12 protein-coding genes are annotated in these 13,247 nt (G+C 39.8%); 8 read left to right on the plus strand and 4 right to left on the minus strand.

The features are described 5' to 3' along the window. The first annotated feature begins 1 nt into the window (after nucleotide 1). The 7 genes from AACZ11_RS10925 to murI all read left to right on the plus strand — a co-directional run bounded on the left by AACZ11_RS10925 (nucleotide 2) and on the right by murI (nucleotide 7,323). The gene (locus tag AACZ11_RS10925; RefSeq protein ID WP_290625881.1) at nucleotides 2-886 is read left to right on the plus strand and encodes an NAD kinase; all 885 of its coding nucleotides are present in this window, start codon (nucleotides 2-4) and stop codon (nucleotides 884-886) included. 99 nt (nucleotides 887-985) lie between these two features. Next, nucleotides 986-1,678 carry a DUF6089 family protein gene (locus tag AACZ11_RS10930; protein ID WP_290625880.1) on the plus strand — a complete coding sequence of 231 codons (693 nt, stop codon included), beginning with the start codon at nucleotides 986-988 and terminating at the stop codon, nucleotides 1,676-1,678. A 6-nt stretch (nucleotides 1,679-1,684) separates the two neighbouring features. Further along, the gene (locus AACZ11_RS10935) at nucleotides 1,685-2,425 is read left to right on the plus strand and encodes an isoprenyl transferase (protein ID WP_290625879.1); all 741 of its coding nucleotides are present in this window, start codon (nucleotides 1,685-1,687) and stop codon (nucleotides 2,423-2,425) included. Beyond that, nucleotides 2,397-5,003: an outer membrane protein assembly factor BamA gene (gene bamA, locus AACZ11_RS10940; protein ID WP_290625878.1), complete on the plus strand. Its 2,607-nt coding sequence runs from the start codon at nucleotides 2,397-2,399 to the stop codon at nucleotides 5,001-5,003. Before AACZ11_RS10935 ends, bamA begins: the two co-directional genes overlap by 29 nt. A gap of 38 nt (nucleotides 5,004-5,041) precedes the next feature. Beyond that, on the plus strand, nucleotides 5,042-5,893 hold the full coding sequence (locus tag AACZ11_RS10945; protein WP_290625877.1) for an OmpH family outer membrane protein: 852 nt from the start codon (nucleotides 5,042-5,044) through the stop codon (nucleotides 5,891-5,893). A gap of 58 nt (nucleotides 5,894-5,951) precedes the next feature. Then, entirely contained in the window at nucleotides 5,952-6,461 is a 510-nt protein-coding gene (locus AACZ11_RS10950) for an OmpH family outer membrane protein (protein ID WP_034259571.1), read from the plus strand. Between the two features lie 70 nt (nucleotides 6,462-6,531). Then, nucleotides 6,532-7,323 (plus strand): glutamate racemase, encoded by a 792-nt coding sequence (murI, locus tag AACZ11_RS10955; protein WP_290625876.1) that lies wholly within the window; start codon nucleotides 6,532-6,534, stop codon nucleotides 7,321-7,323. Here the strand turns inward: murI and AACZ11_RS10960 are convergent. From AACZ11_RS10960 to AACZ11_RS10970, 3 genes are read right to left on the minus strand one after another with little or no spacing between them, the layout of a single operon-like run. Further along, the gene (locus AACZ11_RS10960; RefSeq protein WP_290625875.1) at nucleotides 7,320-7,832 is read right to left on the minus strand and encodes a gamma carbonic anhydrase family protein; all 513 of its coding nucleotides are present in this window, start codon (nucleotides 7,830-7,832) and stop codon (nucleotides 7,320-7,322) included. The two genes, murI and AACZ11_RS10960, sit on opposite strands and share 4 nt — an antisense overlap. Nucleotides 7,833-7,843: 11 nt before the next feature. Further along, nucleotides 7,844-8,575 (minus strand): LytTR family DNA-binding domain-containing protein, encoded by a 732-nt coding sequence (locus tag AACZ11_RS10965; RefSeq protein ID WP_290625874.1) that lies wholly within the window; start codon nucleotides 8,573-8,575, stop codon nucleotides 7,844-7,846. Then, on the minus strand, nucleotides 8,575-10,701 hold the full coding sequence (locus AACZ11_RS10970) for a histidine kinase (protein ID WP_290625873.1): 2,127 nt from the start codon (nucleotides 10,699-10,701) through the stop codon (nucleotides 8,575-8,577). Before AACZ11_RS10970 ends, AACZ11_RS10965 begins: the two co-directional genes overlap by 1 nt. Nucleotides 10,702-10,976: 275 nt before the next feature. Between AACZ11_RS10970 and AACZ11_RS10975 the strand changes: the two genes are divergently transcribed. Then, nucleotides 10,977-12,134 carry a vWA domain-containing protein gene (locus tag AACZ11_RS10975; protein WP_290625872.1) on the plus strand — a complete coding sequence of 386 codons (1,158 nt, stop codon included), beginning with the start codon at nucleotides 10,977-10,979 and terminating at the stop codon, nucleotides 12,132-12,134. 28 nt (nucleotides 12,135-12,162) lie between these two features. Here the strand turns inward: AACZ11_RS10975 and AACZ11_RS10980 are convergent, their stop codons facing one another. Further along, nucleotides 12,163-13,185 carry a type IX secretion system membrane protein PorP/SprF gene (locus AACZ11_RS10980; protein WP_290625871.1) on the minus strand — a complete coding sequence of 341 codons (1,023 nt, stop codon included), beginning with the start codon at nucleotides 13,183-13,185 and terminating at the stop codon, nucleotides 12,163-12,165. Nucleotides 13,186-13,247 lie beyond the last annotated feature (62 nt).

The following is a 13,247-nucleotide window of genomic DNA, read 5'->3' on the forward strand; positions in this document are numbered from 1 at the left end:
TATGAAAATAGGTATTTACGGTCAATTCTATCATAAAAACTCTGAGACCTACATCCAGTTGATCTTGGATGCATTGCAAAAAAAGCAGGTAACCATTGTAATCGAATCTAATTTTCTAGATATTATTAATGAACATCAAGACATTACCAAGAACTTTTCGGGATTTGAGACCTTTACTTCACTAGATGCTTCGTACGATCTTTTTTTTAGCATTGGGGGTGATGGAACCATCTTAAAATCGGTTACCTATATAGGGGATCTCGGTATTCCCATCGTTGGGATCAACACCGGACGTCTTGGGTTCTTGGCAACACTTCAGAAGGAAGAAATCACAGACAGCATTAGCTTAATTTTGGACGGAAAGTATACCCTATCAGAACGAAGTTTACTCACTATTACCACCGATCCCCACAACGAGGAGATCATGCCGTTGAACTTTGCCCTCAATGAAGTGGCAGTAAACCGAAAGAATACAACCTCCATGATCAAGGTGGAGACGTACATCAATGATAAGTACCTAACTTCTTATTGGAGTGACGGTCTTATTGTCGCAACGCCCACCGGCTCCACGGGATATTCCTTAAGTTGCGGAGGTCCCGTCATAGAGCCAAGCACCAATAGCTTAGTGATCACCCCTATCGCTCCGCATAACCTCAACGCACGTCCCTTGGTCGTTTCGGATGATACGATTATTTCGCTGAAAGTTTCAGGAAGGGAAAAGTCGTATCTTGTTTCATTAGATTCTCGTATCGCTACTTTAGAGAATGAAACTACCATGATCATTAAAAGGGCACCCTTCACTATAAAAATGGTTGAGCTTAATGAAGAAAGTTTTATAAAAACACTTCGGAAGAAATTATTGTGGGGAGAAGACAAACGCAACTAAACAATAAAATACCTTAAAATTTGTTTATCAACAGAGACAAATCCGCTTCGAATGCGGTGACCCAAAGTTTATTACTATATTTGCAAACTTTTAAGGTATATGAAGTATTTCGCAGCCCTCATTTTTTTTATGATCGCCACATTTATAGGCCATTCGCAAACCTACGAGGTAGGAGGAATGCTAGGTGGGTCAAACTATATAGGTGATGTGGGTAAGACCAATTATATAAATCCAAATTCGTTTGCATTTGGGGGTATTTTTAAATGGAATCGCAGTGCCAGACACGCATTTCGAGCTTCTATTTTGGTAGCTAATATTAAGGGAGATGATGCAGAATCTAACGAAACCAGACGTCAGCAACGCGGCTATTCTTTTGAAAACACCATCACAGAAGCCTCTTTGGGTATTGAATATACCTTTTGGGATTTTAACATGTATAGCGGAAAACCCGTCTCTACACCCTATTTGTATACAGGGCTTACCTATTTTGGGTACAATGCGTTGTACAAGCGCAATGATGATGTTATCGTTAAATACGATACGGCAGGAACAGTCGCAATTCCAATGGTGGTAGGCTTTAAGACCACACTGGGTACTAAAATGGTTCTGGGTTTTGAAATAGGAGCGCGTTACACCTTTACCGATGATCTGGACGGAAGCAACCCCATTAAAGGGTTGGCCGACGAAGAAAACCTTACATTTGGGAACACCAACAGCGATGACTGGTACGTTTTTACAGGCATGACCTTAACGTTTACGTTTGGACGTAAACCATGCTATTGTAATTTTTAAGATGAAATGAAACTACAAGATCAAATCGACAAGAGCAAGTTACCCCGTCACTTGGCAGTGATCATGGACGGCAATGGTCGCTGGGCAAAACAAAAGGGATTGTTCCGTACGGTTGGTCATGAAAAAGGCTCCAAGGCCGTTCGTGAAATTGTAGAAGGCTGTGGAGAAATTGGTATTCCTTATTTAACGCTATACGCATTTTCTACAGAGAACTGGAATCGTCCAAAAATGGAGGTAGAACTCCTAATGAAGTTGTTGGTTTCGTCCTTGAAAAAAGAAATCAAGACGCTTCAGGACAACGATATTAAATTGAACGCAATAGGGAACTTAGAGGCCCTGCCTAAAAAAGCCCACAAAGAATTGCTAGATGTGATAAAGAAGACCGAAAAGAACACCAAAATGACCCTTACTTTGGCGTTGAGTTACGGTTCCAGAGAAGAAATTACAAAAACTATTAAAGAGATTAGCCTTAAAGTTAAAAATAACCTAATTTCGCCGTCGAATATTGATGAAGCGGTAATTAATAATCATCTTTACACGCGAAATTTACCAGACGTGGATTTATTGATACGCACTAGCGGTGAGCAGCGTATCAGTAATTTCCTATTATGGCAAATCGCTTATGCCGAATTGTATTTTACCGAAACACTTTGGCCCGATTACACAAAAAACCATCTTTTTGAAGCAATCATAAATTATCAAAACAGAGAACGAAGATTTGGAAAAACAAGTGAACAGCTTACGTAAGAGTCCACGATTATTTAGTTACAAAAAGTGTTATTGTATTTGCGTATTTACAATACTTTCGGTTTTTAATCTTACGGCCCAACAAAAAGAGTTGGACAGTGGTAGAAAGTATACCATTAATAAAATTGAAGTTACGGGCGAACAAAGTTTCAACGAACAAACCGTAATTGCTTTTACAGGTCTAAAAGAAGGCGATCGATTATTTATTCCCGGAGAAAAGTTAAGTTCTGTCACTAAGAAACTTTGGGAACAGAACCTGTTCAGCGACATTGCATTTTACGTAACGAAGTTGGAAGGCGATCTTGTGGATCTTGAACTGTATATTGTAGAACTTCCTAAATTGAACGAAGCAACCATAGAAGGCCTTCGAAAAGGAAAGACAAAAGAGATCTTAAAGGATAATGATCTAAAGCCCGGAACCAAGATCACAAAAAATTTACTTACCACTACCAAGAACAACATTGTCAACCGGTTTAAAAAAGACGGATATCTAAACACTCAAGTAGTCATCTCTACAACCCCTAACATCGACTCTACCGGCGCAGAGGACGGTAAGAACATGCTCATTCGAGTTGATAAGGGAGAACGGGTTAAAGTTGCATCCATAACATTTGACGGTAACGAAGAGTTATCCGACAAAAAATTGCGTGCTGCCATGAAGAATGTAAAACGCAAGAATTTGTTGCGTTTTTACAAGCGATCGAAATTTAGTGAAGAAGGCTTTGAGGAAGATAAGGAAGCCATAATTACAAAATACAAATCCAATGGCTATCGCGATGCTCGTATTCTTGATGATACGCTTATTGTAAAAGATGACAAGACCATAGCCTTGAATCTCGATATTGAAGAAGGTAAAAAATATTATTTCGGTGATATTCGCTTTATAGGTAATAGCGTCTATACCGACAATATTTTGCGACAGGTATTAGGTATAAAGAAAGGTGAGACCTATAATGGGGTTTTACTCCAAGAGCGAATAGAAGATGCCACAAATCCTGAAGCAAACGATCTAACCAACCTCTATCAAAATAATGGGTACTTGTTTTCGCGTATCAATCCTGTTGAAGTCGCAGTGCGTAACGATACGATAGATTTCGAAATTCGAATTATAGAAGGGAAGTTAGCGTATTTCGACCATGTAACTGTTGTGGGGAATGATAAAACCAATGACCACGTTATCTATCGTGAACTACGAACCCGACCCGGTCAAATCTATAGCAAGCGAAATGTGGTACGAACTATACGTGAACTAGGACAATTAGGCTATTTCGATCCTGAACAGATCGGGCCTAATTTCAAGAATGTGGATCCAAACAACGGAACCTTGGATATGGAATATTCGGTAGTTGAAAAAGGGGCCAGCCAGATCGAGCTTCAAGGAGGATATGGCGGTGGGGGCTTCGTAGGAACATTGGGGCTTTCATTCAACAACTTCTCACTTCGAAACATTTTTAATGGGGAAGCCTATAAACCGCTCCCTATGGGGGACGGACAAAAGCTTTCTCTTAGGGCACAGGCGAGTAGTTTCTACCAAACTTATAGTCTTTCCTTGGTCGAGCCTTGGTTGGGTGGAAAGAAACCCGTACAATTGAGTACCTCCTTCTCACATACCGTACAGTACTTTTACGATTTTGTAAATCGTGAGGCAGACAGAGATCGACGCTTCTTAATTACAGGAGGTTCTGTGGGTATTGCAAAACGATTGCAGTGGCCGGACGATTACTTCACACTGTCTCAAGCCGTGAGTTTTCAGCACTATAACCTTAAAAACTACAATACCGGGCTCTTTACCTTTGGTGATGGATTCTCAAACAACTTAGCATACACCATAGGGTTAAGCCGAAACAATACCGCTACAAACCCAATTTATCCAAAATCCGGATCTGAGTTTAGCATTACTGCAAAACTAACCCCTCCTTATTCCGCTTTTAATGGAGTGGATTACGATGCCTTGTCCGACGAGCGGAGAGTGCTTAACGCAGTTCCTTCTACCGATGTGGATTTTGTAGATGCAAGAGCGCGTATTGCAGAGATCGACCAAGAGCGTTTCAAATTTTTGGAATATTATAAGGTGAAATTCAGGGGGACGTGGTACACTAAGCTAACCGGAGATTTGGTCGTTCGTACTGCCACCGAATTTGGGTTCTTAGGAGCCTACAATGGTGATCGAGGCGTTCCTCCTTTCGAACGATTCTTTGTAGGAGGAGATGGGCTTGGTGCTTTTAGTTTGGACGGTCGAGAAGTCATCCAGTTGCGTGGATATCCGAATCAATCACTATCCGATACAGACGGAAATACCATTTTCAATAAATTTTCGTTAGAAGTAAGGTATCCCGTTACTTTAAAACAGCTCGCATCCATATATGTGCTTGGTTTCGTAGAAGGGGGAGCCTCTTACGATGGGTTTAGAAACTATAATCCGTTCAGTATTAAGCGTTCTGCTGGCGTAGGATTACGTATATTTATGCCTGCATTTGGATTATTGGGGATAGATTTTGGATATGGATTCGATCCTATTCTTGGTGGAAACGAGAAAAACGGATGGGAAACACATTTTATCATTGGACAACAATTTTAACTTTGGCACGATATTTTCTTAAACAACAACCAGCAATTATGAAAACGAAACAGTTACTTTTTTTCGCACTTGTCATGTTATGCATAAGCTTTACTGCTCAAGCACAGAGAGGTGTTCGTATTGGATATATTGATATGGAATATATCTTGGAAAATGTTCCTGAATACACCGAAGCTTCCACGCAATTAGAAGGAAAGGTACAACGATGGAAACAGGATATTGAGAAGAAGCAAAAGGCTATAGACCAAATGAAGCTTAATTTAAGTAACGAACGTGTTTTGCTTACAAAGGAATTGGTCGAAGAAAGAGAAGAAGAGATTAAGATCGAGGAGGACGAGATGTTGAAATATCAACAGGATCGCTTCGGGCCGAACGGAGACCTAATGATACAACGTCGCCAATTGGTACAGCCTATACAAGATCAGGTTTTCAATATTGTTCAGGAAATTGCTGAAGCTAAGAAATTCGATTTCATCTTTGATAAATCTGCCGATGTGGTAATGCTTTTTGCAGCAGAGCGAAATGACATTAGCGATCAGGTATTACGAAGCATTAACAGAGCTGCCAAACGAACCGAAGCTGTTAATAAGAAAGAAAAGCGAGAAATTGAAGCACGGGACGATCTTTCCATGGAAGAAGATGCAGCTGTGACCGAGCGTGAAGAAGCTATTGAAGCTAAAAAAGACGAACGTGAAAAGATCATGGAAGAGCGTAAGCGTGTACGTGATTCGATTCGTGAAGCGAAGAAATTAGAATTTGAAACGAGAAGACAACGTTTGTTGGATGAGCGTAAAAGACGCCAAGACTCAATCTTAGAAGCAAGACAAAATAGAAATAATCCCCCGGGAGCCGGAGATGGTGAAGAGGACGGTGACGGTGGCGGACGATAATATTCAAAAATAGTATAAACCCTAATAGTTATAACACTTAATTTTTAATACAATTACAATGAAGAAATTTAAATTATTTGCAGTTGCAGTAGTACTTTTTATAGGAGCTACAAGTTTTGTGAATGCACAGTCTAAAGTGGCTCATATCGATACTCAGGCTTTGGTAGAGATCATGCCAGAAATGAAAGCAGCACAAAGTCAGCTTGAAAAGCTTCAAAAGACCTACGATACAGAGATCAAAGCCATGGCGAAAGAACTTGACACTAAGATCAAATTGTACGAAGGGGAAGCTGAAAGCAAAACCGACGAGGAGAATGCAAAACGCGTACAAGAAGTACAAGGAATGCAGAACAACATTGGATCTTACAGACAACAAGCTTTGAAAGACTTGCAGCAAAAAGAGATCGATATCTTCCAGCCACTTTTGGAGAAAGCACGTGCAGCGATCCAAAAAGTTGCCAGAGCTAAAGGATATCAATATGTATTGGATTCTGCTACCGGAAACGGTGTGATCTTGGCAGACGGATATGACTTACTTCCGGATGTAAAAAAAGAATTAGGAATCTAATTCCATTTTATTCAGAAAAAATAAATAAAAACTGCTCTCTTTATAGAGAGCAGTTTTTATTTTTATGGTCATGAAACAGGCACAACCCATTGGTATTTTCGACTCCGGCGTAGGAGGCACTTCTATCTGGAAGGAAATCCATGCCTTATTGCCTAATGAGCATACCATTTATTTGGCAGATAGTAAAAATGCCCCATACGGACAAAAATCTGCCAACGAAATACGCACCCTTAGCATTAAGAATACAGAAGCACTTATTGCTCTAGGATGTAAAATGATCGTGGTTGCATGTAACACGGCAACAACAAATGCTATTGATTTGCTTCGGAAGAATTACGATCTCCCCATTATTGGCATCGAACCGGCTATAAAACCTGCAGCACTCCAAACACAATCCAAAAGCATCGGAATTCTAGCTACCAAAGGAACGCTTAGCAGTGCATTGTTTCACCAAACATCACACGCGTTTACAAAGGATATTTCAGTAATAGAGATTGTAGGAGAAGGTCTTGTCCCTCTTATTGAAGCGGGTCAACTCGATAGTCCCGAAATGTATTCCCTGCTTCAAAAGCACACGGCGCCAATGCTGGCTGCCAACGTAGATTATATTGTTCTTGGCTGTAGTCATTATCCCTATATCATCCCGCAATTAAAGAAGATCGTACCGCCTCATATTAAGATCATCGATTCGGGAGAAGCTGTGGCGCGACAAACAAGAAAGCTTTTAAAATCGCATAATCTTAGCAATGAGGAAACCAACGTTCCAAAGCTTCAGTTCTTTACGAACGCTTCAAAAGATACCTTGCAATTTTTACTTCGTGCGTATGCGGAAATCATTTCCGTAGAAGAAAAAGACTTTTAACTCTTGAACCAACCCGAGTAGAATACATAATTCTCGGCAATTCGATGGATCTCCCCGTGCAGCAATTCCTTAGAAATACACTTGACCTTCTTCGCCGGAATGCCCGCATAGATACTTCCCGATGTTACCACAGTATTCTTGGTCACTACAGCGCCCGCTGCGATAATGGAGTTACTTTCTATCACACAGTCATCCATTACAATACTACCCATGCCTATTAAAACATTGTCCTGCACCGTACACCCGTGTACTATAGCGTTGTGGCCAATAGATACATTGTTCCCAATGGTCGTTGGAGAGGTTTTATAAGTGGCATGAATTACGGCCCCGTCTTGTACGTTGACCTTATCGCCCATTTTAATGAAATGAACGTCTCCCCTTATTACAGCATTGAACCAAACACTGCAAAGTCTGCCCATAGTAACTTCGCCCACTATGGTAGCATTCTCTGCAACATAACAATCGTCCGGAATCTCCGGGTATTTCCCATTGACAGCTTTAATAATCATTTGTTCTTTTTTTATTCAAAATACGACAACAGTTCTTTTTTTCTGGAAGGGCTTACCATAATTTGTTTTCCGTTGCTCAACACGACGCTTCCCCCTTTACCCTTATTGTATTCGGTAACTGCATTTACGTTCACTAAATACGATTTATGCACGCGAGCAAAACCATTGTCCTGTAAGAGATCTTCAAAATATTTTAGGGTCTTACTCACCAATTTCTTACTGTCCTTTAAAAAGATATTAGTATAATTATCATCGGCCTGACAGTAAATGATATCTGCTACCTGTAAAACTTCAAAACCATTTTGTATGGGAATAGTGATCTTTCCTGTAACATGACGATGGTTTGGTTGCAGCACTGTATGCGCAAGTCTGTTTTCCTTTTCTTTTATTTCTGAAACATAGTCCACAGCTTCAATTAATTTATCGATCGAGATAGGCTTTAAGAGGTAATACGAGGCGTGTGCGTTGAGTGCATCAATAGCATAGTGATTATAAGCAGTAACAAATACCGTCTCGAACTGACGATCCCCAACCTTATCCAAGAGATCGAAAGCGTTGCCATAAGGCATCTCTACATCCAAGAACACCAGATCCAAAGGATTATTTCGAATAAGTAGTAGCGCTTCTTCAACATTGGCAGCTTCTCCTAGTAGTGAAACATTGGGGCAATACTTAGCCAAGTAGTTCTTTAAGATCTCCCTGCTGTTCTCTTCGTCCTCAACAATAATGGCCTTTAACTTCATTAGTCTTTCTTTAAAATTAGAACCACGCGTGTACCTGCTTCATTTTCAAAAATATTCTCGACGGAAACATCCACCTTGTCTTTATACATTTCGTTTAAGATTGCAATTCTTTTTTGAATATTGCCCATGCCTTTAGAGTTTTGCTTCTTTTGATGCTCGGTCTTCAGCTCTTTCGATTTTTTTCGGCCAATACCATCGTCGCTAATGGTTATTGAAACTGTTTCGGGATCGATTTGTTCAAAATGTATTTCTAATAGTCCTTTTTCTTCTTTATATCGAAGCCCATGCCAAACGGCATTTTCTACATAGGGTTGCAATAACATAGGAGGAATAACAAACTCACTAAGTTGTAGCGTTTCATCCACCGTGATGGAGTAATCAAATTTATTCTTAAAACGCATGTGTTCCAATTGTACATATAATTCAAGTAGCTCGATCTCTTTGGCCAAAGGAATAAAATCCTCCTCACTGTTCTCCAAAACAGAACGCATTAATTGAGAAAAATCACTTAAATAGGTATTGGCTGCCCGCTCATCGTTACTGGCAATAAAACTATTTACTGAATTGAGTGCGTTAAAAATAAAATGCGGATTCATTTGGGTTCGCAATGATTTTAATGCCAAAAGATTATTCGCATATTTTTGCTGTTTTACGCTTTTGTACTGCGTGTAAGCGATTAGTAAAAGCAATAAGGCAATAAGGACCAATGAACCTATTACCCACTGCTGCACTCGATTGTTCTTTTGAATGAGTTCTTGATTCTCAAAAGCCAATTGATAGCGGCTTTCGTTGAGCTTGCGTTCATTCTCCAAGCTAATGATCCTATTCTGTCTCAAAGCGATCTCTCTGTTAAAGCGGGCTGCTTGGGAGATCTCCTGTTCTTTCTTTACATAGAGTTCATCCACAACCTCTACATACTGTTCGTACGTCTCTGCCGCTTTGCCAAAATCGCCAATATCGCGATAGATCTCCGATAGTTTTCGGGTTGCATCCTTTTGTACGAGCAGGTCTTCTTTCTTATCTGCTTCAGTAATACTACGCTGCAGATAAGGGATTGCTTCCTTGTATCTTTCCTGGCCTACATACGCATTGGCGATCTTGTAATTTTGACGTTGCGGGGTTAAGGGACTTGACAGGTCTTCTTCCGTATCATCTGCATCCAAAGATTGGATCTCGTTCAAAGCTTCTTCTCGCAGTTTAATCTCCTTGTCATAATTGCGATTCTGATTGTAGAAATCGGCCACTTTGTTCTTCTCTGCAACGGCTCTTTTTTTATTTTCTTTCTTGGCAAGACTTAGTGAGTTATCGAAATATTCTTCAGCTTCTTGCACGGCTCCACCCTGCGCATAAGCCTCTCCTATCTTAGAATTAAGGTCGGTTATCTTAGGTGTGATGCTGTGTGCGTTGGCAATATCAAGGGCCTTCTGATAATTAAATACACTCTTAACGGGATCATTAATCGCCTTATACGTATCCCCTAATCCTTCATATACTTCAACGCGTTGATAATTGGACAGTGACTCTTCTAGTAAATCTTTATAGGACGCAATACTTTCTTGGTAATTCTTATTATCCATATAGGCAGAAGCTAATTTGATACGGGTGTTCTGCGCCGGGTTGAAAGAAATACTGGTTTTGTAATTGTCTACAGCAAGATCGTACTGCCCCCAATAGGAGTTTATATTTCCTAAAGTTAGGAACGCGATGGCATTTTGAGCATCTGTAGCTTTCTTAGACCGCACAGATTCTAAGGCTCTTGTCACGTACTCAATGCTTTTTTTAGCATTCTTTTTCAGAAAAAAATTAGAGGAATCAATATACTGCTTAAAAAGATCTCGGGAAGCAGCCTTGGAAGTAGACTGTACCGTCAGGGCTTCGCTTCCGGCTTTCTTTACCTTTACTACCACTTGTTGTTTGTCGCGTATGGTGTGGTAAACGGTTTCAAAATCGTCACTTTTAATAATAAGTTCGTCTCCTATACTAGCGGTGATCGTAAACTCACCTCGCTCATTGGTTGTAGTATATTTACCCCCTTGGATCTCGACGTTTACTTTTGAGATGGGTAGGTCATTTTCCTCTTCAAGTACCTTCCCCGAGAGCGTAAACGTTCCTTGTTGCTTGCGCATTGTCTGCCCTTGAACTACAGTTAATACTGAAAACAGCAGAATGAGAAAAAATAAGAAAGCTCTGTACATGTGTCGTTTTTCACCGTAAACATACATACTTTAGTTCGATCCTAAAAACCAGTATAGACGCATTTACGACCTCTTTACAGGTAAAAAACAAGCTTCCCTAAAGAACGATTGCTATTGACTAACTGAGATGGCACGTTCCCTCAGTTCATATTTTACAGCAAATATCTTGGTATTATGTTTACTCTATAAATATAATCTAAAACCCTATGAAAACGATATATCTTTTTACATTCATTCTAGCATCTACAAGCATTCTATCTTGTAAGGCAGATACGCCCAAGCGTATTGGTTTTAATGAAACTACAAAGACTCATCACAATTCCATTGCAAAAGAACACTATATAAAAGTGGCTTTGTTGCTAGATACAAGCAATAGCATGGATGGATTGATTGATCAAGCTAAAGCGCAGTTATGGGAGATCGTAAATGAACTTTCTTATGCAAAATGTCGCAATGAGCGACCTTCTCTTCAAATTGCTTTATACGAATATGGCAATGACAATCTGAATGCACGGGAAGGTTATATACGAAAGATTCTAGGTTTCACAGAAGACCTCGATGATGTTTCAAAAGAATTGTTCTCTCTTACTACCAACGGCGGTAGTGAATATTGTGGCACGGTAATACAGGCTTCGTTGGAGCAGTTGGATTGGGGGAACGATGCAGACGATTTAAAAATGATCTTCATTGCGGGTAACGAGCCTTTCACCCAAGGAGACGTTCACTATAAAGATGCATCTCTGAACGCCAAAGAGAAAAATGTCGTGATCAATACAATTTTTTGCGGTGATTACAAACACGGGATCTCCTCATACTGGAAGGATGGGGCTTTGCTTACTTATGGAGATTATATGGCGATTAACCACAATGTAGAGACCGTACATATCGCCTCGCCTTACGATGATGTTATTTTACAACTCAATATTGAATTGAATAATACATATATACCTTATGGAGCTCACGGAAAACGTAAAGTGGCTTTACAAATGGAGCAAGATGATAATGCAGCAGACTATAGTAAAGCGAATGCCGTAAGTAGAACGGTTACAAAAAGCTCGCATTTATATAAGAATGCTACCTGGGATTTGGTCGATGCTGAAGCTGAAGAAGGGTTTAGTTTTACTGAACTAAAAAAAGAGGATCTTCCGAAGGAGTTACAAGAGAAGACATCTTCTGAACTCAAAAGGCATATCGCTCAACAGCGTGCGGAAAGAGAACGCATACAGAAACAGATTTCAGAGCTCAATGAAAAACGCAGAACGTATGTAATCTCAAAATCTAAGGAAGCATCAAACGGGTTGGAAAACGCCATGATCCAGGCATTGAAGAAACAAGCTGGTAAGAAAAACTATACTTGGGAATAAAAAATGCCCCGTAATTGGGGCATTTTTTTTAATTGTTAGGTCGTAACATACCGTTGTACCGCATGTCTTGCGACCAACGTCGTATCTTCCCTTCTACAAAATTATACCCAAGGGTTATTTGATGAAAACCACCACTTCTAAATCGTACTGTGCCTGTTTGATACGAGTACATGTAAGCAAAAACGAATTTCTTATAATTAACCCCTAGAACAGGTGTGAAATACTGAAGTTTTTGATCTTTAATCTCAGTACCATCCAAATATTCCGATCCGTCAAAAGATCTTCTGTAAGAAAGACCTCCCCAAATTCTTCCCTCTTCCAATTCTCTATACGCCTTAAAATTTATGTCTATAGCTTGCTCTCCGGTACGTTCCTGAAATTGAAACAGGAATGAGGGTTCAAACATCCAATAAGAACCATACTTACTTATATTGTACGATCCTGCAATCATATACCGTCTTTGATTATTTGATTCAAATCCTTCATCATTGAGACCTCTATTTTTAAAAATTAGGTTTTTGATAGTGAAATGGCCCGAAAAATTTAAAAAGTTATAGGAAGCACCTGCATCTATATTATAATAAGATGTACTCTGTATGATCCCAGCAATAATGGGGTCGAAATCGTTAGGGTCAAATTGTGTCTCATCTAATTTAGATTGAATAAAACCTCCGCTTAACCCCAAAGATAATTGATTAAGGTCAACGTCACTTCCGCGTGAAAAGGAAATATGATGTGCGTATGTTAAATACGCTCCGGCCTGTGAATGATATCCGTTTCGATCATTGAAAAGAATGGCGCCAACACCAGAGCGATCATTAAGCCGAGTATTAAATGTCAGCGTTTGAATGTTGGGAGCTTCGTCTTGATCAAACCATTGTTGTCTTGCAGTGATTCGCAGCTTAGAATAATTTGCTGCTCCCGCCATGGAAGGATGCAATAAATAGTAATTGTCTGCAAAATAATTAGAATACACAGGGATCCCGTCTTGTGCGTAAACAAATGGGGCTATTATTAATAAAAGTAATAAGTAGGTTGTCTTAATATTCATAATATGGATCTATCGTTTTAGTGTAAAGTGGCCTTTAAATTCCTTTTGAGTGTCGTTCTCTT

This window comes from uncultured Altibacter sp., from assembly GCF_963972995.1.
In the GTDB taxonomy this organism is placed as follows: domain Bacteria; phylum Bacteroidota; class Bacteroidia; order Flavobacteriales; family Flavobacteriaceae; genus Altibacter.